Origin of the sequence: Paracoccus sp. MKU1, from assembly GCF_001447385.1 — a bacterium.
Taxonomy (GTDB): domain Bacteria; phylum Pseudomonadota; class Alphaproteobacteria; order Rhodobacterales; family Rhodobacteraceae; genus Paracoccus.
In genome coordinates this window covers 1-21,616 of sequence record NZ_LLWQ01000209.1, presented here as the reverse complement: position 1 = coordinate 21,616, position 21,616 = coordinate 1, and the positions used below count along the sequence as shown (strand labels likewise).

Annotated in this window: 21 protein-coding genes and 2 pseudogenes; 12 read left to right on the top strand and 11 right to left on the bottom strand. The window is 66.7% G+C overall.

Annotated elements, in window-relative coordinates; translation table 11 throughout:
- Nucleotides 1–137 precede the first annotated feature (137 nt).
- The gene (locus AQY21_RS21555) at nucleotides 138–1,328 is read left to right on the top strand and encodes an MFS transporter (protein WP_058099702.1); all 1,191 of its coding nucleotides are present in this window, start codon (nucleotides 138–140) and stop codon (nucleotides 1,326–1,328) included.
- 113 nt (nucleotides 1,329–1,441) lie between these two features.
- Here AQY21_RS21555 and AQY21_RS21550 read toward each other — a convergent pair whose 3' ends face one another.
- Complete coding sequence (locus tag AQY21_RS21550) at nucleotides 1,442–1,705, bottom strand: hypothetical protein (RefSeq protein WP_203416609.1); 264 nt, start codon at nucleotides 1,703–1,705, stop codon at nucleotides 1,442–1,444.
- 2 nt (nucleotides 1,706–1,707) lie between these two features.
- Nucleotides 1,708–2,040, bottom strand: coding sequence for a hypothetical protein (locus AQY21_RS29190; RefSeq protein WP_058099645.1), 333 nt, complete (start codon nucleotides 2,038–2,040; stop codon nucleotides 1,708–1,710).
- 364 nt (nucleotides 2,041–2,404) lie between these two features.
- Between AQY21_RS29190 and AQY21_RS21540 the strand changes: the two genes are divergently transcribed.
- The 3 genes from AQY21_RS21540 (at nucleotide 2,405) to AQY21_RS21530 (ending at nucleotide 7,571) form a co-directional block, all read left to right on the top strand.
- On the top strand, nucleotides 2,405–3,685 hold the full coding sequence (locus AQY21_RS21540) for an amidase (RefSeq protein ID WP_203416607.1): 1,281 nt from the start codon (nucleotides 2,405–2,407) through the stop codon (nucleotides 3,683–3,685).
- Complete coding sequence (locus tag AQY21_RS21535) at nucleotides 3,670–4,290, top strand: TetR/AcrR family transcriptional regulator (protein WP_058099644.1); 621 nt, start codon at nucleotides 3,670–3,672, stop codon at nucleotides 4,288–4,290. Before AQY21_RS21540 ends, AQY21_RS21535 begins: the two co-directional genes overlap by 16 nt.
- A 488-nt stretch (nucleotides 4,291–4,778) precedes the next feature.
- Nucleotides 4,779–7,571 carry a bifunctional aconitate hydratase 2/2-methylisocitrate dehydratase gene (locus AQY21_RS21530; RefSeq protein WP_058099643.1) on the top strand — a complete coding sequence of 931 codons (2,793 nt, stop codon included), beginning with the start codon at nucleotides 4,779–4,781 and terminating at the stop codon, nucleotides 7,569–7,571.
- A gap of 166 nt (nucleotides 7,572–7,737) precedes the next feature.
- On the opposite strand, the gene AQY21_RS21525 is transcribed toward AQY21_RS21530, so the two are convergent.
- Nucleotides 7,738–8,631 (bottom strand): LysR family transcriptional regulator, encoded by an 894-nt coding sequence (locus AQY21_RS21525; protein WP_058099642.1) that lies wholly within the window; start codon nucleotides 8,629–8,631, stop codon nucleotides 7,738–7,740.
- A 109-nt stretch (nucleotides 8,632–8,740) separates the two neighbouring features.
- On the opposite strand from AQY21_RS21525, the gene AQY21_RS21520 reads away from it, so the two are divergent.
- The gene (locus tag AQY21_RS21520) at nucleotides 8,741–9,358 is read left to right on the top strand and encodes a nitroreductase family protein (RefSeq protein WP_058099641.1); all 618 of its coding nucleotides are present in this window, start codon (nucleotides 8,741–8,743) and stop codon (nucleotides 9,356–9,358) included.
- Nucleotides 9,359–9,377: 19 nt separating this feature from the next.
- The gene (locus AQY21_RS21515; protein ID WP_058099640.1) at nucleotides 9,378–10,241 is read left to right on the top strand and encodes an EamA family transporter; all 864 of its coding nucleotides are present in this window, start codon (nucleotides 9,378–9,380) and stop codon (nucleotides 10,239–10,241) included.
- Here the strand turns inward: AQY21_RS21515 and AQY21_RS21510 are convergent.
- A complete protein-coding gene (locus tag AQY21_RS21510) occupies nucleotides 10,229–11,407 on the bottom strand; it encodes an MFS transporter (protein WP_058099639.1) in 1,179 nt (392 codons plus the stop codon). The genes AQY21_RS21515 and AQY21_RS21510 overlap by 13 nt on opposite strands.
- A complete protein-coding gene (wrbA, locus tag AQY21_RS21505; RefSeq protein ID WP_058099638.1) occupies nucleotides 11,407–12,033 on the bottom strand; it encodes an NAD(P)H:quinone oxidoreductase in 627 nt (208 codons plus the stop codon). Before wrbA ends, AQY21_RS21510 begins: the two co-directional genes overlap by 1 nt.
- Nucleotides 12,034–12,128: 95 nt before the next feature.
- Here wrbA and AQY21_RS21500 point away from each other — a divergent pair, with 95 nt between their 5' ends.
- Entirely contained in the window at nucleotides 12,129–13,040 is a 912-nt protein-coding gene (locus AQY21_RS21500) for a LysR family transcriptional regulator (RefSeq protein ID WP_058099637.1), read from the top strand.
- 335 nt (nucleotides 13,041–13,375) lie between these two features.
- On the opposite strand, the gene AQY21_RS29910 is transcribed toward AQY21_RS21500, so the two are convergent.
- The 6 genes and pseudogenes from AQY21_RS29910 to AQY21_RS21470 form a co-directional block, all read right to left on the bottom strand.
- The gene (locus tag AQY21_RS29910) at nucleotides 13,376–13,516 is read right to left on the bottom strand and encodes a hypothetical protein (RefSeq protein WP_238986871.1); all 141 of its coding nucleotides are present in this window, start codon (nucleotides 13,514–13,516) and stop codon (nucleotides 13,376–13,378) included.
- A gap of 94 nt (nucleotides 13,517–13,610) precedes the next feature.
- Nucleotides 13,611–14,712: pseudogene (locus AQY21_RS29430) on the bottom strand (glycerate kinase).
- A gap of 184 nt (nucleotides 14,713–14,896) precedes the next feature.
- A complete protein-coding gene (locus AQY21_RS21485; RefSeq protein WP_058099635.1) occupies nucleotides 14,897–16,081 on the bottom strand; it encodes an SLC13 family permease in 1,185 nt (394 codons plus the stop codon).
- Entirely contained in the window at nucleotides 16,030–16,800 is a 771-nt protein-coding gene (locus AQY21_RS21480) for a TRAP transporter large permease subunit (protein ID WP_238986859.1), read from the bottom strand. The genes AQY21_RS21485 and AQY21_RS21480 overlap by 52 nt, the downstream gene beginning before the upstream one ends.
- Before the next feature lie 9 nt (nucleotides 16,801–16,809).
- A complete protein-coding gene (locus AQY21_RS21475; RefSeq protein ID WP_058099634.1) occupies nucleotides 16,810–17,316 on the bottom strand; it encodes a TRAP transporter small permease subunit in 507 nt (168 codons plus the stop codon).
- Between the two features lie 16 nt (nucleotides 17,317–17,332).
- On the bottom strand, nucleotides 17,333–18,091 hold the full coding sequence (locus tag AQY21_RS21470; RefSeq protein ID WP_058099633.1) for an SDR family NAD(P)-dependent oxidoreductase: 759 nt from the start codon (nucleotides 18,089–18,091) through the stop codon (nucleotides 17,333–17,335).
- Nucleotides 18,092–18,196: 105 nt separating this feature from the next.
- On the opposite strand from AQY21_RS21470, the gene AQY21_RS21465 reads away from it, so the two are divergent.
- The 5 genes and pseudogenes from AQY21_RS21465 to AQY21_RS21450 all read left to right on the top strand — a co-directional run.
- On the top strand, nucleotides 18,197–18,940 hold the full coding sequence (locus AQY21_RS21465) for a GntR family transcriptional regulator (RefSeq protein ID WP_058099632.1): 744 nt from the start codon (nucleotides 18,197–18,199) through the stop codon (nucleotides 18,938–18,940).
- Nucleotides 18,940–19,554, top strand: coding sequence for a glutathione S-transferase (locus AQY21_RS21460; RefSeq protein ID WP_082658219.1), 615 nt, complete (start codon nucleotides 18,940–18,942; stop codon nucleotides 19,552–19,554). Before AQY21_RS21465 ends, AQY21_RS21460 begins: the two co-directional genes overlap by 1 nt.
- Nucleotides 19,555–19,606: 52 nt before the next feature.
- A pseudogene (locus AQY21_RS28100) lies at nucleotides 19,607–19,795 on the top strand (transposase); the annotation flags it as partial.
- 392 nt (nucleotides 19,796–20,187) lie between these two features.
- Complete coding sequence (locus AQY21_RS21455) at nucleotides 20,188–21,303, top strand: alpha/beta hydrolase (protein ID WP_058099631.1); 1,116 nt, start codon at nucleotides 20,188–20,190, stop codon at nucleotides 21,301–21,303.
- A 119-nt stretch (nucleotides 21,304–21,422) separates the two neighbouring features.
- A partial coding sequence (locus AQY21_RS21450; RefSeq protein WP_152988312.1) for a transposase occupies nucleotides 21,423–21,616 on the top strand: 194 nt, incomplete at its 3' end.

The window sequence follows — 21,616 nt, the reverse complement described above, 5'->3', positions numbered from 1 at the left end:
CTTGCACGCCACCCACCCCGACCGGCCGCAGGACCGGCCCTTCGTCATCGCCGCGGTCGGCGGGGCGGGACCTTGCGGACATTGCGCCATGGCCGCGGACCATGCATCAGTTCGCCTGGACCAGCCAACGGAACGCCATGCCCCAGTCTTTGCAGAATCTTGCCCCGCCCATCCCGCCAACGGTCTGGATGCTGGGCATTGTCAGCCTGCTGATGGACGTGTCGTCCGAGATGATCAACACCCTGCTGCCGCTCTGGCTGGCGGGCGGGCTTAGCGCGTCGGCCCTCGCCATCGGCTTCATCGAGGGGCTCTCGGTCGCCATCGCCACCGCGGCCAGGTTCCTCTCGGGCGTGTTCGCCGACTGGAGCCGCCGGGCGAAGCCGCTGGCGGTTCTGGGATATGGGCTGGGTGCGCTGTCGCGGCTGATCTTTCCACTGGCGATCAGCGTCGACCAGATCGTGCTGGCCAAGGCATTGGACCGGGTCGGCAAGGGCATCCGCGGCACGCCGCGCGACGCCATCATCGCCGCCGTCGCCCCGCCGCAGATCCGTGGCGCCAGCTTCGGATTGCGCAAGTCGCTGGACACGGTGGGCGGCTTCCTGGGGCCGCTGGTGGCGGTCGGGGCGATGATCCTGCTCGCCGGCGACATCGCCGCGGTCTTCTGGATCGCGGCGATTCCCGCCGCCCTTGCCATGCTGGTGCTGGTCCTTGCCGTGCATGAGCCCGAGCCGAGCCGCGTGGCAAAGCGGTCAGGCTTCCGCCTTGCGGACGCGCTCCGGCTGAACCGCGCCGTCTGGGCAGTGATCGGGTTGGCCGCCATCATCATGCTCGCGCGGTTCAGCGAGGCCTTCGTGCTGCTGAAAGCGCTGGAGGCCGGGTTCGCCCCGACCTGGGTTCCCCTGGCCATGGTGGTCATGCATGCGGTCTATGGGCTGGCGGCATGGCCGGTCGGCCGCCTCTCGGACCGGATCGGAACGGCAGGGCTGCTGTCTTGGAGCCTTGTCTTCCTGATGATCGCGCATCTGACGCTGGCCTTTGCCGGGACGGTCTGGGCCTATGTCCTGGGAACCGTGTTCTGGGGCCTTCACATGGGATTTTCCCAGGGGCTTCTGGGGGCAATGATCGCCGCCGCCACGCCCGATGCGATCAGGGGCAGCGCCTTCGGGACGTTCAACCTGGTGACAGGCGTGGTGATGCTGGTGGGCAATACTGCCGCCGGATGGTTCTGGCACAGTGCGGGATCGCAGGCGCCCTTCCTGATCGGCGCCGGCCTCTCGGGCGTTGCCATGCTGTGGATCGCGATCAGGCAGCGGCGGTTCCATATCTGATGTCCGCGCTGGGGTTGGAGATGCCCTCAGACCTATCTGGAACATGCGGAAATCCATCCAGGGGAACCTGCACCGCCCCCGCCCGGGGCCATTCATCGCGGAACGCTTCGGCTCTATCGGCCTGATCGAAAGCTGCGAACAAACCGGAATATCGCAAAGCCGGCCGAGACGGCATAGAGAAAGCCGCCGATGAACATGATGCCGTAGATGCCGGCGAACAGGTCGCGGTCGTGCTCATAGGTATGAGGCTCCAATGTTGCGGAAAAAACAAACACTGCAATGACGTAGCCGATGGCATAGCCGAGGATCCCGCATATGGGCACAAGCGCGACCAGGCTGCCGAGGAGGAGCGCAATTCTCTTCAGCACGGGGCGCATCGCTAGAAATCCGTCAGGTGATCGAGCGTGAACCTGTCGGAACCGCTCTCGCACCTATGCCAGCCCTTCTGGGCATTGGCCTCGTTACGGCGGCCGTGGCACCAGCCCCGCTCATTCAGCGCCAAGCCGTAGATGACCATCGCCTTGCAGGCGACGACAACCTCGACGTCCCGGCTGGGATTCCTGAGGCACAGGTCGCCGGCGTCATGGTGGAGCTTCTTGAGTTCATCGTCGCTTTCCGTCGCTTCGGGGAAAAGCTTTTCGTCCGCGATGGCCGGCAGGTGACAGCCGACTGCCGCAACCATTGCCGTAAGGCCACGTATGGTCAGGCGCAATGTGACCTCCTTTTCATCCGGAAAAGTCGCATGGGCAGCGTTCATACCACAATCGGGCCTGCGGCGACACAGCCCTGCCATTTGCACGCTGCCCTGGGCAGTTTGCGGCCGACTGCATCTGCCACCCCGCCGAACGGATCGACAGCGAAGGCGTTCACGCTAAATGAGAATCATTCATTCTCTTATGGGCGCGGTCATGAACGCCGAGCAAGCCGACTCCACCACCCTGTGCTGGTCGACCTGGACGCCACTGCCCAGGCCGAGATGGTCAGGACCGGCGCGGCGACGCCGATGGACCTGCTGCGGGCCGCGATCACGCGATGCGATGGGTTGAACCCGGCGTTGAACGCCCTGTCTTCGCTGGATGCCCACGCCCGCCCGGCAGCGCATCGAAGGGCTGGCGCCGGATGGGGCCTGCCATGGCGTCCCGACCCTGTTGAAGGATTTGCTGGCCGATCCCGGCCTGCCCATCGGGCTGGGATCGCGGCTGATGGCGGGACAGATCGCACCGCAGGGCTCGGCCTATACGGAGGCGCTGGATGCCGCCGGGCTGGTCGTGCTGGGCAAGACCACGACTTCGGAATTTGGGCTCCTGGGCACGACCGAGCCGCCGGCCACGGGCGCCACGCGCAATCCCTGGGACCTGACGCGCTCGGCCGGCGGTTCGTCGGGGGGTGCGGCGGCGGCGGTGGCCTCGAGCATGGTCCCGGTGGCGCATGCCTCGGACGGCGGCGGCTCGATCCGCGGGCCGGCGGCGCTTTGCGGCGTCTTCGGCTTCAAACCGGGGCGCGGGCGGATCAGTTCGACCGGCATCCCGCCCGAGGCGCCGCTGGCAGGCATCCTCAGCGATCACTGCCTCAGCCGCACGGTCCGCGACAGCACGACATGGCTGCGCGCGACCGAGGCGGCGGGGCTGCCCCATCCGCTGCCCGAGGCAACTGCGCTGGCCAACGATCCACCGGCCGGGTTGCGGATCGGCTGGTTCGCGCGGGATTGTTTCGGCGAACTGCCCGAGCCGGAGGTGCTGGCCGGGCTGGAGCGGACCGTAGCACTCTGCGAGACCCTCGGCCATCAACTCGTTCCGGTGGCGGGACCGCGACTGGAGCGCGCGGTTGCGGGCCGGGCGATGTTCCACCTGATGGCGGTGACGACGGCGGGCATGATCGACATGCTGGCGCCGGGGCTGGAAGACACCGCCGACCTGCTGGAGCCCTATACGCGCTGGCTTGCCGATCACGGGTGCGGGTTGGCGCCGCCGCGCATCGGCGAGGCGATGCAGGTGATCGCCGCATCCGGCGCGGCCTTGACGGATTGCCTCGATGGGGTCGATCTGCTGCTGTCGCCGACCATCCCCTTTGCCGCCTTTCCGCTTGGCGCATTCGCGCCCGGCACCGCCAACGAGGTGCTGCGCGCCCATGTCGAGCGCAGCGCGGCAGATACCGCCCCCGCCTCGCTGGCCGGCTGCCTGGCCATGTCGGTGCCGCTGCATGTCGGCCCGCCCGGTCTGCCGCTCGGCAGCCATTTCAGCGCCCCGGCGGGCGGCAACGCGCTGCTCTTCCGCCTCGCCTTCCAGCTTGAACGGGCGGCGCCGTGGCTGCCGCGCCGACAGGCGCTGTCGCGGAGGCTGGCATGGCGCAGGTCCTGAAGGAAGAGCTGCGGGCGCGCATCCTTCGGGCGGCGGGGTCGGAATTCGCCGCCCGCGGCTTCGCGGCCGCGCGTCTTGCCGATATCGCCCGGCAGGCGGGAACGACGGCCAGCAACCTCTACAAATACGCACCCGACAAGGAGGCGCTGTTCCTCCAGACCGTGCCGCCGGAACTGGCCGCCCGCCACATGGACCTGCTGCGCGCCCGCCTGGCCGGGTTCGAGCAGGGCGAAGCCTGGACTTCGCTGACCGCCGACGGGTCGACGGCGGCGGGCGCGTTGCTGGCGTTCTGGGCCACGCATCGCCACCCGGTGGCGATCCTGATGAACAATGCCCAAGGCACCCGCTACGAGACCATGCGCGAGCGGATGACCGAGGAGATGGCGACCCGCGCCTTGCTGCGCTTTCCGCAGGGGGACGATCCGACGCTGGCCTTCGTGCTGCGCCGGATCTTTTCGGGCACGCTGGACACGATCTCCACCATCCTGCGGGAATACGAACGGCCCGAGGACATCCGCGAGGCGATCCGCCATTTCTGGCGCTTCCAACTGGCCGGGCTGCGGGCCCTGCTGGTCGCAGAGCACCAGGGGTCAGGCCAGCCATGACGCGTCAACCCGCATCCGGCGTTGGACGATGAGGCGGATGGCCAGGACACGGCACAGGGGACGGGTAAGCCCGGCGGGCAAAGTCCCCCAAACCCGCCAAATGCCGCCAAACAGCAACCCTTGCAGCGGCAAGAATGCGATTGCGCGCGGACCCCGGACCGATGGGCAAGAACGGGAATCGGAACCACCAATCGCGTTCCCGTTTCCCAGGGTCGGGACACATGGCCAGAACATGACGATTGCGGCGATGGCGCAGATCCTCCATAGGTCATCAAACCGGCCGCGCCGGAACTGCGGTTCAAACCGATCTCGGGAATGCGGGACAGCCTCCCGGAACCGGCCCTTGCAGCAACATACCCGCAGCGCGCCTCTTGCTACCGGAGCCACTTCGGTATACATCAGCATACAATAAGCTTGCCGCCGCTCGCCAAACAGTTCTCACGGCCCGGGGGTCCAGCTTTATCCGGCACTGAATCGTAGGGATCGTCATGAGCTTGTACACGGACTACCTGACCGAAATCGAAACGCGCAAGGGTCAGGGCCTGCATCCCAAACCCATCGAGGATGGGGCGCTGGTGGAAGAGCTCATCGCGCAGATCGAAGATGCCGGCAGCGAATACCGCGACGATTCCCTGAACTTCTTCATCTACAACACCTTGCCCGGCACCACGAGCGCCGCGGGTGTCAAGGCGGCATTCCTGAAGAAGATCATCGTCGGCGAGACCACCGTTCCGGAGATCGCCCCCGCCTTCGCCTTCGAACTGCTGTCGCACATGAAAGGCGGCCCGTCCGTCGAGATCCTCCTCGACCTTGCCCTTGGCGAGGATGCCGCCATCGCGCAGCAGGCGGCAGAGGTGCTCAAGACCCAGGTATTCCTCTACGACGCGGACATGGCCCGGCTGGGCGCAGCCTACAAGGCCGGCAATGCGGTCGCGAAGGACATTCTGGAAAGCTATGCGAAGGCAGAGTTCTTCACCAAGCTTCCCGACATCGAGGAAGAGATCAAGGTCGTGACCTATATCGCCGCGGAAGGCGATATTTCCACCGACCTGCTGTCACCCGGCAACCAGGCGCATTCGCGCTCCGACCGGGAGTTGCATGGCCAGTGCATGATCTCGCCCGAGGCGCAAAAGGAAATCCAGGCGCTACAGAAACAGCATCCCGACAAGCGCGTGATGCTGATCGCGGAAAAGGGCACCATGGGCGTCGGCTCGTCGCGGATGTCCGGCGTGAACAACGTCGCCCTCTGGACCGGCAAGAAGGCCAGCCCCTATGTGCCCTTCGTCAACATCGCCCCGGTCGTCGCCGGGACCAACGGCATCTCGCCGATCTTCCTGACGACGGTCGGCGTGACCGGCGGCATCGGCATCGACCTGAAGAACTGGGTCAGGAAAACGGATGAGGACGGCAAGCCGATCCTGAACAACGACGGCAACCCGATCCTCGAACAGAAATATTCCGTCGAGACGGGCACGGTCCTGACCATCAACACCCGGGACAAGAAGCTTTACGACGAAACCGGCACCAGGGACCTGGTCGACGTGGCCTCGGCCTTCACGCCCCAGAAGGTGGAGTTCATGAAGGCCGGCGGCTCCTACGCCATCGTCTTCGGCAAGAAGCTTCAGACCTTCGCGGCCGAAACCCTGGGCATCGAGCCGCTGCCGGTCTTCGCCCCCAACAAGGAAATCTCGCGCGAGGGCCAGGGCCTGACGGCGGTCGAGAAGATCTTCAACCGCAATGCCGTCGGCGTGACGCCCGGCAAGGTGCTGCATGCCGGGTCGGACGTGCGGGTCAGGGTGAACATCGTCGGCTCGCAGGACACGACCGGGCTGATGACCGCGCAGGAGCTGGAGGCCATGGCGGCGACCGTCATCTCGCCGATCCTGGACGGCGCCTATCAGTCCGGCTGCCATACGGCCTCGGTCTGGGACGCGAAGGCCCAGGCGAATATCCCGAAGCTCATGGCCTTCATGAACAATTTCGGCCTGATCACCGCGCGGGACCCTAAGGGCGTCTATCACGCGATGACGGACGTGATCCACAAGGTCCTGAACGACATCACCGTCGACGACTGGGCGATCATCATCGGCGGCGACAGCCATACCCGCATGTCCAAGGGCGTGGCCTTCGGGGCGGATTCCGGCACCGTGGCGCTGGCGCTGGCCACGGGCGAGGCGACCATGCCGATCCCGGAATCGGTGAAGGTGACCTTCAAGGGCACCATGCAGCCCCACATGGACTTCCGCGACGTGGTCCACGCGACCCAGGCGCAGATGCTGAAGCAATGCGGCGACAACGTGTTCCAGGGACGCGTGATCGAGGTGCATATCGGCACGCTGCTGGCCGACCAGGCCTTTACCTTCACGGACTGGACCGCCGAGATGAAGGCCAAGGCCTCGATCTGCATCTCGCAGGACGAGACCCTGATCGAATCGCTGGAGATCGCCAAGAGCCGCATCCAGATCATGATCGACAAGGGCATGGAGAACGAGGCGGGGACGCTGCATGGCCTGATCGCCAAGGCGGACAAGCGCATCGCCGAAATCCGCTCCGGCGAGAAGCCGGCACTCGCCCCCGACGAGAATGCGAAGTATTTCGCGGAGGTCGTCGTCGATCTCGATCTGATCGACGAGCCCATGATCGCCGACCCGGACGTGAACAACGCGGATGTCTCCAAGCGCTACACCCACGACACGATCCGGCCGGTTTCCTATTACGGCGGCGAGAAAAAGGTCGATCTCGGGTTTGTCGGTTCCTGCATGGTGCACAAGGGCGACATCAAGATCGTCGCCCAGATGCTCAAGAACCTCGAGAAATCGCAGGGTAAGGTGGAGTTCAAGGCGCCCCTGGTCGTCGCGGCACCCACCTACAACATCATCGACGAGCTGAAGGCCGAGGGGGACTGGGAGATCCTGCAGAAATATTCGGGCTTCGAGTTCGATGACCTGCTGCCCAAGAGCAAGGCGCGCACCGAATACGAGAACATCCTGTATCTCGAGCGGCCCGGCTGCAACCTGTGCATGGGCAACCAGGAAAAGGCTGCAAAGGGCGATACGGTCCTGGCCACGTCCACGCGTCTGTTCCAGGGACGGGTCGTCGAAGACACCGCCGAGAAGAAGGGGGAATCCCTGCTTGCCTCGACGCCGGTCGTCGTGCTGTCCGCGATCCTTGGCCGAACGCCCAGTGCCGAGGAATACAAGGTAGCCGTCGAGGGGATCGATCTTACCAGGTTCGCCCCGCCGCTGGAAAAGCCGGGAACTGCACGATCGGTCCATTTCTGAAGGGCTGGCCCGACCGGGCGAGACGAAAACGTTCATCGGGCGCTGGATGCTCCAGCGCCCGCATCGCATCAGGGGCAGCCCTGGAACAGACAAGACGGGTGTCTGGTCCGCTCCATCCGGGTTGCCCCTGTAACGATGACGAGATGGCGGGCCGGTTCGTGACAGGCTAATCCTCGTCCCTCGTCTCATCGACCAGGAATTCGACGAAGGCGCGGACCTTGGGCAGAAGATAGCGGCGCGATGGATAGACGGCATGGATCGCGGTCTGCACCGGCACCCAGTCGTCCAGCGCGGTGACAAGCCGCCCGGCCTTGATGTCCCCGGCGACATACTGGCGGGGGATCAGGTTCAGACCAAAGCCCGCCAGCAACGCATCGCGGATCGCCAGCCCGCTGGTCACCCGGTAGCGGCCTTCGATGGGCACCCGGACGGTCTCGGCCCCGCGGGTGAACTCCCATTCGCTGACATGGCCCGACAGGGTGAACCGGATACAGTCATGCGCCCGCAGGTCCTGCGGCACGCGCGGCATGCCGCGCCGCGCGAAATAATCGGGCGAGGCGCAGACGACGTGATGCAGGGTCATCAGGCGACGGGCGACCAGGCTTGAATCCTCAAGCCGGTCGCTGCCGCGGATGGCCAGGTCGAAGCCCTCCTTGACGATATCCACCCGTCGGTCGTCCAGTTGAAGGTCCAGAGACAGATCGGGATGGCGCATCAGGAAACCGGGGATCGCCGTCGAAAGCCGGGTCAGCGTGAAGGTCATCGGCGCGCTGACGCGCAGCAGCCCGCTTGGCTGGCTTTGCAGGGGGCCAAGCGAATGGTCCGCCTCGGCCAGATCGTCCAGGATCCGGGCGACCTGCTCGTAATAGCGTCGGCCCGGCTCGGTCAGGCTCATGCGGCGGGTGGTGCGGTTCAGCAGCCTGACGTTCAGCTGGTCTTCCAGTGCGGAAATGTTCTTGCTGATGGCAGCGGGCGACAGCCGCATCCGGCGCGCGGCAGCGGCAAAGGAACCTTGTTCCACCACCGTCCTGAACACGCGCAGGGCGACCATCTGGTCCATCACTATTCACCATCGGTAGCGAGTATTGAGATCATTTAGCCGATTATCGACTTTCCAAGAAGCAATTAGATCGAAGGGACAACCAATCCGCCGACCACAAGAGGCAAAGATGAACGACGCGATCATCTCCGGCATCAGGGCCCGCGCTTCCGCAAGCCGCTTCGATGGGGAAGGGACCGTGCCCGACGTGCAGGTCCAGGCCCTGGCGGAATTGGCGACCTGCGCCCCCACCGCCTACAACCTGCAGAACTGGCGCCTGGTCGCGGTGCGCTCGCCCGCGGCCAAGGCACGGCTGCGCGACATCGCCTTCGGGCAGGCCAAGGTGACCGAGGCGGCGGTGGTCTATGTCGTCTGCGGCCAGGCGCCGTCGCACAGGACGCTGGCCAACCGGTTGCGACCTGCCGTCGATGCCGGGATCATGCCGCCCTCGACCGTCGGTTCCTGGGTTGCGGCGGTCGAGCAGACCTATGCCGGCAATGCCGGAATGCGGCGCGACGAGGCGATCCGCTCGGCCACGCTGGGCGCCGCCTTCCTGATCTTCGCCGCCCAGGCCCATGGGCTCGCCTCCTGCCCAATGGTGGGCTTCGACGCGGAACGGCTGGCGCGCGAATTGGCGCTGGCCGCGGATGAGATCCCCGTCCTTCTTGTCGCCGTCGGACATGCCGCAGAGGGCAACCGGCCGCAAAAGCCGCGCCTTCCGGTGGCGCAGATCCTGACGACGCTCTAGCAGCCCGAGGCCGACCGACATGCCGAAACCGTCCGACATCCTGCTGACCGCGCTTGCCCCGGCGGTCTGGGGCAGCACCTATATCGTGGCGACCGAGCTGCTGCCCGGCGCCCCGCCGCTAAGCGTCGCCGCGATCCGCGCGCTGCCTACGGGGCTGATCCTGCTGCTTCTGGTGCGGCAGCTTCCCAAGGGGGACTGGCTCTGGCGCTCGTTCGTGCTGGGGGCGCTGAACTTCACCGTCTTCTGGGCGCTGCTATTCGTCGCAGCCTATCGCCTGCCCGGCGGCATCGCCGCGACGGTGGGGGCGGTGCAGCCGCTGATCGTGGTCTTTGCCGCAAACGCGGTGCTTGGCACGCGGATCAGGGCGCTGTCGGTGCTGGCGGCGGCCATGGGCATGGCAGGCGTCGCGCTGCTGGTGCTGCAAGATGGCGCCGCGCCGGACATGCCGGGTATCGCGGCGGCGCTTGGCGGGGCCTTCTCGATGGCCTTCGGCACCGTGCTGACCCGCAAATGGCGGCCGCCGGTTTCCGCCCTGGTGTTGACGGCATGGCAGTTGACGGCGGGTGGATTGCTGCTTTTGCCGCTGGCCTTGCTGCTGGACCCGCCGATGCCGCCGCTCGATGCCGCCAACGCGGCCGGCACGGGTTATCTCGTGCTGTTCACGGCCCTGACCTATGTCCTGTGGTTTCGCGGCGTGGCGAGGCTGGAGCCGGCGGCGGTGTCCTCGCTGGGCTTGCTCAGTCCGCTGACGGCGATCCTGCTTGGCTGGGCAATCCTTGGCCAGGCGCTGTCCGCATCGCAGATGATCGGCGCGGCGGTCGTCGTCGCCAGCATCTGGCTGAGCCAGCAGGCCACGCCATCGAGGCAGGTTCACGCCCGATAAGGGGCGGGCCGCAGCGCGCGGCCAAGCGTGACGGCAATCGCCATGCCGGCCAGCGCGGCAATGCCGACGATCACCGCCGCCGCGGTCCAGCCATGGCTCTGGATGGCGCTGCCGACCGCGACCGGCCCGGCGATCTGGCCCAGGTTGTTGCCCTGCACCATCAGGCCAAGAACGATGGGAACCAGCCCTGCCGTTGGCGCCGCCAGCGGCGCCGAGGACAGAAGCACCGCCGGGATCAGCCCGCCGATGGCCGAGAACAGGACGCACAGCCCAAAGGTCGGCACGTCCGGCAAGACCGGCAGGAATATCCCCAGCCCGGCCACGCCCATCGCAAGGCTCGCCCCCGCCAGCAACGGCCTGCGCCCGACGCCGCGCGACAGCAGCAGGCCCGCGGCCAGGTTGCCGAGGATATTGGCCGCCGTCGCCAGCGCGCTCAGCAGGCCCGCCATCTGATGCGTGACCTGCATCCGCTCCATCAGCAGCACCGGCAGGAAGCCGAACAGCGCAAAGAACATCAGGCTGTAGAGCGCGAAGGCGGCGGCAAGGCCCAGCGGCCCGCCCGCCCTGACGGTGGCGGTCGCATCCGCGGCAAGGCCCTGCCACGACCAGCGCCTGCGTTGGCCGTCCGGCGGCAGCACGCACGGGACCGCGATCCCGACCGCCAGCGCCAGGCCGGCGCTGGCCCACCAGATGTCGCGCCAGCCGTCGAAAAGCGGCCCGGCAAGCATCGCGATCGCCATGCCGGCGGGCATGAAGCAACTCCACAGCGCAAAGGCGAGGTCGCGGCGCGACCGCTGGGCCACATGCTCCAGGATGGAGGGCGCGGCGACCGTGACCAGCAGAAAGCCCGCCCCCTCGACGATGCGCGAGACCAGGAGCGATGCGAAGCCGCCGGCGGATGCGCCGAGCGCCGATCCGGCCGCCGTCGCCAGCAGGCCGAGGACAATGATGCGCCGCCCGCCGATGACGGCGACCAACGCGCCGGCCAGAATGCCGCCGCCCAGCCCGAGAAGTGCGAAAACCCCGGTCAGCCAGCCGATGGCGGACAGGCCCAGCCCCAGATCGGCCTGCAACATCGGCGCAGCGATGGCCGCCTTGCCAACCTGCATGGCGGCGGCGATCCCGGCCGCCACGATCAGCGAGACGGCACCCCAGCGCGTCGCCATCACGCCGCCTCGCGCTTGCGTCCCGCGACCAGCGCCGCGGCGATTTCCGCCACATGCCGCCCCTGGAAGTGCGCCCCGTTCAGCTCGTTCGCGCTTGGCTGGCGGTTGCCGCCATCGCCGTCATCGGCCAGCGTCGAGGCGCCATAGGGCGAGCCGCCGGTGATCTCGTCCATGCGCATCTGGCCCTTGAAGCTGTAGGGCAGGCCGACAACGATCATACCCAGATGCAGCAGCACCGTATGGGTGGACTGGATCGTCGTTTCCTGCCCGCCATGCTGGCTGCCGGTCGAGGTGAAGACGCTACCGACCTTGCCGACCAGCCGGTCCTCGGCCCACAGCCCGCCGGCCTGGTCGAGGAAATTCTTCATCTGCGAGGCCATGTTGCCGAAGCGGGTCGGCGTGCCGATGATGATCGCGTCGTAATCGGCCAGTTCGCCCACCGTCGCGACGGGTGCGCGCTGATCCTGCTTGTAGCCCGCCCTTTCCGCGACGGCCTCGGGCACCAGCTCCGGCACGCGCCGGACCGCGACCCTCGCCCCAGCCTCGCGCGCACCTTGGGCGACCGCAGCGGCCATGGTTTCGACATGCCCATAGGACGAATAATAAAGCACCAGCACATCGGTCATCGGTTCTCTCCTGTTCCTGTCGCGTCCAGGATAGGGGTGACGGATGAACGGCAGGAGTGATATAATCCCGATGGTTCCGATCATCTGAAGCGATCATGCTGGACGCCCTGACCCTCGACCAGATCCGCACCTTCGTCGCGGTCGCCGACAAAGGCAGCTTTCGCGCCGGCGCGGGCAGCCTGTCGCGGGCGCAATCCGGCGTCAGCGCAAGCGTGGCCAATCTGGAGGCCCAGCTGGGCGTGCAGCTGTTCGACCGCTCCGGCCACCGCCCGGTCCTGACGGCCGAGGGCAAGACGCTGCTTGCCGATGCGCGCGACATCCTGCTGCGGGTCGACGCGATGCGCGCCAGGGCGCGGGGCTTTGGCGAGGGCGTCGAGCTGGAGCTGTGCATCACCGCCGACACGCTGTTTCCGATCCCACTGGTCGGCGCGGCGCTGGCCGAGATGCGCAGAACCTATCCCTCGGTGGCGGTCAGGCTTGCCATCCAGCCGCTTGGCGGGCCGTTGCAGGCGCTGACCGAAAGACGCTGCACGCTCGCCATCATGGTCGGCGAGGATTTCCGCGATCCCCGCATCAGCTTCGAGGCCCTGTCCCCCGTCTCGCAGGTGGCGGTGGTCGCGGCCGGCCATGCCCTGGCGGCCGGGCGCGGGATCGGCATCCCCGATCTGGCCGACCACGTCCAGATCGTGCTGTCCGATCCCTCGCCCCTGTCGGAGGGGCGGGATTTCGGCGTGCTGTCGCCGCAATCCTGCCGGGTCAATACCCAGGGCGCCAAGCATGCGCTGATCCTGTCGGGCGTCGGCTGGGGCAGGCTGCCGTCCTGGCTGGTCGCGGATGACCTGAGATCCGGCAGGCTGGTCCGGCTGGACACGGCCGCGCTTGGCCGCAACGCCCAGGTCACTTCCCAAAGCTATCTCGCCCATCGCCTCGACGAGCCCTTCGGTCCCGCCGCAAGCACGTTCGCCAAGGTGCTGATGCGGCTTTGTGAAAGCGATGCAGCAGGGTAAACGAGGACCTGCTGCCGGTTGCATTAAGCCTCTGGCGCGGCACCCCGGAATGAATTGCGGCGAGGCGGCGGGCTTCAGCCGCAACAGGCGGCGATCACGATCCAGGCGACGAATGGCGTCCCGGTCGGAACGGTGGCTTTGCAGCCCGGGGCCGGCGCTGCCACGCCGGCCCCCGCGATCTTCCGGCTTCTACAAGTCGAAATCGTTGCTGCGAAGCTGGCCGAGGCGCGTGCCCTCGATCACCAGCCGGTCGGCGTGATCCGGTCGCGCCCATGAAGACGTCGGCACCTTCTCCGCCGTTCAAGGTATCGTTGCCCTCGCCTGCGTTGATGCGGTCATTGCCCTCGCCGCCATCCAGCGTATCGTTTGCCCGCGCAGCCAAAGAGCAGGCCGTCGCCCGAGCGGCCCCAGATCTGGTCGGCGAACTTGGTGCCGACCAGGCACTTGTCGTCATCATTGCCACGGATTCTGGCCATGGTTTCTCTCCGTCACTTTGGTTTGGATCGGCATGATCGAACCGTGATCCGCAGCCCGGCTGCCGGCTCCTCCGGTCGCGGCATAGGTCGTGGCTCAGACGCGAGCGGCAAGCCGCTGGCCGACCAGCAGCATCCGCATCGTGTTCTCAGCGGCGTTGCGCAGCAGTTTTGCACCCTCGCCGATGGCCTTTTCCAGCGAGCAGGGCCGCCGCATGATCGAGGCATAGGCGCCGATCCCGTGCTCATAGGTCTGGCGTGCGCCCCTGCCGATGATGCCTGCCAGCGCGACGGTCGGGAGGCCGATCGCCTCGGCGCGGCAGGCGACCTCGCAGGGAGCCTTGCCGAAGGGGCTTTGCGCATCCAGCGCACCCTCGGCGGTAATGACCAGGTCGGCGCGGCCCAGCAGCCGGTCGAAATCCAGGTAATCCAGCATGACCTGGAAACGCGGATGCAGCACCGCACCGGCAAAGGCGACCAGCCCGGCGCCAAGCCCGCCCGAGGCCCCAGCGCCCTGCATCGGCGCCACGTCCCGGCCCGTGGCCGCCATGATCGCCTTTGCATAGCGGGTCATACCGCGGTCGAGTTGCTCGACCTGCTCAGGGGTCGCGCCCTTTTGCGGGCCGAAGACGCGGGCCACGCCGCGCGGTCCCAGCAGCATGTTGTGCCAGTTCACCGCCGCGTCGATCCCGACCCCGGCCAGCCTCGGGTCCAGCCCCGAGACGTCGATCTGCGCCAGTTGCTCCAGCGCGCCGCCGCCCTCGGGCAACTCGCGCCCCTCGCCGTCCAGCAGCCGCGCACCAAGCGCGCGCCATGCCCGCGCCGCCGTCGTTGACGCCGCTATCGCCGCAGCCGATCAGGATGCGGTCCACGCCATGGTCCAGCGCCTTCAGGATCAACTCGCCCACGCCGCGGCTGGTGGTCAGGGTCGGGTCGCGCCGGTCGCGCAGCACCAGCGACAGCCCGGCAGCGGCGGCCATCTCGATCACGGCGGTGCGCGGCCCATCGCCGCCCATCAGCCCCCAGAAACTGTCCACGGGTTGGCCCACCGGGCCGGTCACCTCGGCCTGCATCAACCGACCGCCGGTCGCGGCAACCAGCGCCTCGGTCGGGCCCTCGCCGCCATCGACCATCGGCGCGGTCAGGATGGTTGCATGGGGGGCGGCGCGACGGACGCCCCGCGCGATGGCCTCGGCCACATCCTTGATTCCTTGAAGCCCGAAGGCGCGATCAGGACGGTGAGAGACATTTTCATATCCTTTCCGGTTATCTGATGGGGTTACGCCCGCACCCCCTGCCTTATTCCCGGCAAGGGCGAAATATTCCGCCCCGGCGTGGAAAAACGGCGGTCCCGAGCCGCCCTTTCATCGCATTTGCAGCGGATCACCGGATGACGAGCCGGATGCCCGCAGGCCTCAGGATGCGGTTCAACGCTCGCAAGCCGAGCTCGGGGCGCGGCTGGCCGGCCTGGGGCGACGTTTTTTGCGGGACGGCCTGGGCCAGCCGCTGGGGGCGGGGCAAGGGCCGCGCTGCCTCGATCATCGGGACGGCAGGGGGCGGCAAGGCCACGGCGGGCGCGACCAGCATGGCGGCGGACATGGCCGGGAGGGTCGGAACGGGCGCCGGTTGCACATCGTCCCGCATCCGCGCCAATTGCGCGGGCCAGACCAGCAGGGCAAAGCCGATCAGCAGCACCGTCACGACCGGCGCCAGTGGCAGTGCCAGCCGGATCAGGTTGCGCTGGCAGAAGCCCGCTTCCTCGGCCTGGCCGAAGATCGCCACCGGCTTGGCCGAGGCCATCATGCTTTGGCAAAAGCCCGTGCCCATCACCGCGACCATGACCATCAGCGCCGGGTCGTGCCCCATCGCCGCCAGCGGCAGGGCCACCGCCGGGATCAGCACCGCCGCGCGGGCCGAGCGCGAGGTGATCGCCAGATGCGCCAGCACCGCCACCGCCGACAGCAGCACCACCACGGTGGGCAGGCTGCCCGACAGGCCGGGCGGCAAGGCCGCCAGCGCCTGTTCCGCCAGCCAGCGGTCGGCCCCGGTCGCGACCATCGCCTCGGCCATCAGCACGGTCGCGGTCATGTAGAGCAGAAGCTCGGTATCGACGGCGCGGAAGATCTCCTTGGGCTTGCGGATGGTAAAGAGTGGGGTCAGCAGCGCCAGCGCCCCGATCAGCGCGACCAGCGCCATGCCGATCCCGTGCAGCCCGGCCGTCAGCCACAGGCTCACGACCAGCGCCCGCACCAGCCCGATGCGGCGCTGGCGGGCGCGGGTGGCGGCGTCCGGGGCGGGCGTAGCGATGCGGGGCAACGGCGCCAGCAGCGCCTCGCGCGGGACGAACAGCCACAGGATCAGGCCCGCGCCGGCAAGGCTGGCCAACAGCGAAACTGGCAGGCCGAGCATCGCCCATTCCACATAACCAAGATGGATGCCGGTCGCGCCCCGGACCGCCTGCGCCGCCAAGAGATGCGCCCCCGCCCCGATCAGCGAGGCCCCGGCCGACAGCAGGATCACCGTCGGGAACAGCAAGGCCAGCCGGCGGCGCAGGCGCGGATCGGGCAAGGCCGCCGCGATGGCGGCAAAGACCGGCAGCAGCAGCGCCGCCCGCCCCGAGGCAGCAAGGCGATCTTTTCGGTGCGGGTGGTGTGGTCGACATAGCGGGGGGCAAGCCCCGGATTCAGCATGCAGCGCGTGGTGATCATCAGGATGAAGGCCGTCGCCGTCAGGATGCCGGGGATCACACCGGCCATGAACAGCGTGTTGATCGAGGTGTCGACCAGCAGGCAGTAGACGATCATCAGCACCGAGGGCGGGATCAGCGCGGCCAGCGTGCCCGAGGCCGCGACGGAGCCCGTCGCAAGGCCGGGATTGTATTTGCTGTCCAGCATCTCGGGCACGGCGATGCGCGAAAAGGCGGCCGAGGTCGCGACGCTCGACCCGCTCGCTGCGCCGAACAGCGCCGATGCGAAGACGGTCGAAGAGGCAAGCCCGCCGGGGATGCGCGCCAGGAAGATGCGGGCCGCGCCGAACAGGCCGCGCGTCAGCCTGGCCTCGACCGCGACGAAACCCATGAACAGGAACATGGGGATCGCCGACAGGTTCCAGTCCCCGATCAGGTTGAACGGGATGGCCTTGGTGATACCGATGGCGGGCTTCAGCCCCATCATCGCCCAGATGCCGAAGAAGGCGGTCGACCCCATGGCCACCCCGATGGGCACGCGGACGCCGATCAGAAGCAGAATGGCGGCAACGCCGGCAAAGCCGATTTCAAGACGTTCCATGAGGCGACCTCAGATATCCAGAGCATGGGCTGCGGTGCGGATGCGGCCCCGGTCCCCCAGGACCAGCCGCAGCAGGATCACGACCACCGCAAGGAAAAAACCGAAGGGCAGCAGGAATTTGGCCGGCCAGGTGACGATCCGCCAGATGCCGTCCACCGTTTCGTTGATGCGCCAGGCATGCATGGCCACGCCCCAGGAGAACCAGGCAAGGATCGCGTAGTAGACGGCCGAGACCATATCGGCGATCCTGAGCATGACGGCCTGGGCGCGGGGCGGGACCTTTTCATAGACGACCTCGACGACGATCGATCCGCCCGCGGCCTCGACCCAGGCCAGCGGCAGGAAGACGCAGGCGATCATGTAATAGGCCGCCACCACCTCGGCCGTGCCCGGCAGGGGCGCATTGAAGGCATATTTGCCGATCACGTCGATCATGACGTGGAACATCATCAGCAGGACCGTCACCCCCGCTATCCACCCCAGAAGATGGGTCAGTTTTTCCGTCAGCTTGACCATCACGTCCTCCCCGGCGTCATTGCATGCGATAGCCGCCGTTCACGTCGACGACGGCGCCGGTGATGTATGCCGCATCCGGCCCCATCAGGAACGACACCGCCCCCGCCACGTCCTGTGGCGTGCCGATGCGGTTCAGCGGAATATTGGCCGCGACGGTCGCATCCCGTTCCGGCGGCAGCGACTGCCGCAGCATCGGCGCATCGATCAGCCCCGGCGCCACCGCGTTCACGGTGATGCCCAGGTTTGCCGCCTCGCGCGCGCCGGCCTTGACCAGCGCCATCACCGCCCCTTTCGAGGCGATATAGGCCGAGCTGGAGCGATAGCCGCCCAGCTGGGCCGCGACCGAGGCAAAGCCCACGAAGCGCCCGCCGGCGATGGCCCGCCGATTCGCGCCGCGCAGGTATTCCCGCAGCAGAAGGAAGGTGCCGGTCGAATTGACGGCCTGCGTCCGCTCCCAATCGGCCAGCAGGATGTCGGTGATCGGCGGGCGGTCGCCATTGGCGGCAAACAGCAGAATGCCGGCGGCGGCGACCACATGGCCGACGGGCTGGTTCAGCGCCTCGGCCTCGGCGAAGGCGGCGATCACCGCGGCTTCGTTCGCGACATCCAGCGCGATGGCGCGATGACCCCGGCCCGGCAGGGCGGCTGCGACCCGCCCTGCCGCCTCCTGCGACAGATCCGCGGCAAGGACTGCAAAGCCGTCCTGCGCAAGGCGATGGCAAACAGCTTCCCCGATGCCACCGGCGGCACCGGTGACAAGCACGATTCCAGACATGGCTTGAGGCCCCTACTCGTTGCAAACGCAATGAACGCATTTATGCGTATATTCCAAAGAGAATCTGCATGAGGTACATTTTATCTCTGCCCGACCGGGGGACCCTTGACCCAAGCACATACCAGCACCGAAGTGGCGACGCAGAAACTGCGCGAGGCAATTCTCAGCGGCGAGCTTCTGCCGGGCGACAAGCTGCACCAGGATCGACTGGCGGAAATGCTGGGCATCTCGCGCACGCCCCTGCGCGCGGCACTGACGGCGCTGGCGCAAAAGGGCCTTGTCTCATACGCAAGCAGTCGCGGCTTTTACGTGCGCGAGTTCTCGTTCGCCGAAGTGTCCGGCGCCTTCGAGGTGCGCGCGGAGCTCGAGGCGCTGGCCTGCCGCCTGGCAGCCGGCAACATGACGGAGGAGGCAAGCCGGCATCTGGCCGATCTGGTCGCCGAGGGCGACAGGCTGCTGAGCCCCGGCGAACTGCTGCCTGAAAACCTGGCCGACTATCGCCGGATGAACGTGAACTTCCACACGGCGGTGATGACGCTTTCCGGGAATGCCTGGATCATGGAATTCGTGCAAAGCCTGCACAACGTGCCCGCCGCATCGGACCGCGTGATCATGTGGCGCGATTTTGGCGTGCTCGAACGATCCCATGACGACCATCACCGCATCGCCCTTGCCCTGTCCAAGGGTCAGGGCGAGCGCGCGGCCGCCCTCATGCGCGAGCACATCACCTTCGCCCTGGAACATCTGCACGAGCAGATGAAGCTCTACCCGCAGGATTTCCTGCGCATGCCCAGCTTTGACAAACCCGCAAAAGGCCGAAACGGCAACCGCAATCGGAGGAACCCCTGATGACCATCCGCCTCTTCTTCTCACCCGCCTCGCCCTTCGTGCGCAAGGTGATGGTCGTCGCTCATGAGCGCGGTGTCGAGATCGAGAAACTGCCCTCGGCGGCCTGGCCGGTCAAGCGCGACCCCGAAATCGTGCGCCACAACGCGACCGGCAAGGTGCCCTGCCTGCTGCTCGAGGACGACACCCCGGTCTTCGACAGCCGCGTGATCTGCGCCTATGTCGATTCCAAGGGCACGGTGGGGGAAACGCTGTATCCGCAGGACGCGCGGCGGTTCACCATTCTGACGCTCGAGGCGCTTGGCGACGCGATATTGGAGGCGGCATTGCTGCACCGTTACGAAAATGTGCTGCGGCCCGAGGAGAAACGCTGGGACGACTGGTCGCGCGGGCAGATGGAAAAGGTCGATTCCGGCCTTGATGACCTGGAAGGTCGCTGGTTCGATGCGATCTCGGACGGCTTCCATGCCGGCAGCATCGCCGCTGCCTGCGCCCTCGGCTATCTAGACTTTCGCTTTGCCGGAAAGGACTGGCGCGCGACCCATCCGAAGCTCGCCAAGTGGTTCGCCGGCGTTTCGGCACGCCCGTCGCTGGCCGCGTCGGTGCCCGCGGCCTGAAGCACATGCCGGAATCGGAACCCAGAACCTGTCCTCAGCGAGTTGTTCTCCGAGAGTGGCCGGCCTGGAAAAGACGCTTCGACATGAAGCCCCATGCGGCGAAGAAACGCGCCGCTTGCAGACGATGCCGGGAATTGGCCCGATCACAGCCATGGCGGCGGAGGCGATCGCACAATCTAAGACCACCTTCAAGCGCGGTCGCGACTTTGCTGCCTGGCTCGGACTATCGGGATCCCGGCCTCGCAGCAGCATGGGCTAGCGATCTGACGCTGCGGGATCAGGAAAGCACCGAGGCTCCCGGAACGCAAAGCTCGTCGAGTCGATCTGCGCCTGCTCCGCGTATCTCCATGACGGCCGGCGGCAACCATGGCGCCGCATGAACAGGCCTGACACATGATCCGCACCGGATCACATGCGCCACGGCGAAAAAGGCAACTGCATCAACCGGGGCATCCACACAGTGAGCCTCCGGCAAACCCGGAGCAATTCACAAAAAACGTAGTCAACTAAAATCGTTTAGCTATAACGCGAGCTCGCAGCTCATCCTATACATCGATCCACCCGCATGTTACATTTCGCGTCACAGCAACTGGGCCCAGCGGCCCGACAACCAAACTGCTCCGGAGGCATGTGATGACCCACGGTCGCTTGCGTTCGTTGCCCTTGGTTGTCACTTTCCTTGCTTTGACGCTGGTTGGGTGCAGCCGCCCGCCGGAGCTCGTCGGTATCGAAAACCCGGCGATTCCAGTCGAATCCGTGGCCGATCTCAGCCGGCACCGCATCTTCATCACCACGACGCGCGAGGCATCCGAGGTGGTGGGCGCCTTCTACTCGTCCGGTCGTGCGCCTGAGCTTGGCCTCGCCTCGGTTGACGTGACCATTCCACCGAACCATGCCCCTGGACAGGTTGAACGACCATGGCGCTTGCCGCCCGATCCGCGGCGCGAATTCGCGGTTGTCGATCCGTTGATCTATCGCACCGATGCTTCCTTCATCGCCGAGATCAACCGCGAGCTTGCGACCCGTCCGGCGGGCGAGCGCAAGCTGCTTCTCTTTGTCCATGGCTACAACAACACCACGAGCGATGCGCTGCTCCGGCTGGCGCAGTTCGTCGAGGACACCGGATTCGAGGGCGTCCCGGTGCTGTTCACATGGGCCTCTGCGGCCAGAACGCCACGCTATGTCTACGACCTCAATAGCGCGTTGGTCGCGCGCTTCAAGGTAAAGGAAGTCTCCGACATTCTCGTCCGGACGAATGCGGAGAGCGCCGACATCCTTGCCCATTCGATGGGAACGCTTCTTACAATGGAGGGGTTGATCGACGCCCAGCAGGCCGGCCGGCTGGGCCGCCGCAAGACCATCAACCACATCATGCTGGCCTCGCCCGATATCGACCTAGATCTTTTTCGGACTCAGCTCGCGCTGCTGCCCCCGGAAATACGCAGGAAGATGTATCTCCTGGTTTCCAGGGACGACAGCGCGCTGCGCATATCGCGCCGGATCGCGGGCGGCGTTCCACGCGTCGGCGCCGCCGACGCGGCGGAACTGGAACAGCTCGGGGTGACCGTTATCGACCTTTCCGAGATCCACGATTCAAGCTCAGGCAGCCATTCGAAGTTCGCCGGCTCGCCCGAGGTCGTCCGTCTCATCGGCGCCGGGCTCAACTCTGTCGGCGGCTTCGACGAAAGCAACACGCCTGAGCTTGCGCAGCTTATGGCAGGCATGCCGATCCGCATCATCGGAAACTGAGCGGATGCCGGGATGATCGCCGATGGCGCGGTTCTGGAAGCTCTTGCTCTCCCGAAACGTAAGCTCCCGGTGAGGACCGTCTGACGCTGAAGGTGGGATGGATGTAGGAGGCTGAAGCTATGGACACCCATAGCTTCAGTTCCCAAGTCGAGGTTCTCTCGGTGACCGATAGTGGTCGGCGGCGTCGCTGGTCGGCTGCCGAGAAGATCCGTATCGTCGAGGAAAGCCTGTCGCGCCCGCGCAGCGTGGCGCTGACGGCGCGGCGTCACGATATCTCTCGCGCGTTGCTGACGCGCTGGCGGAAGGACTATCG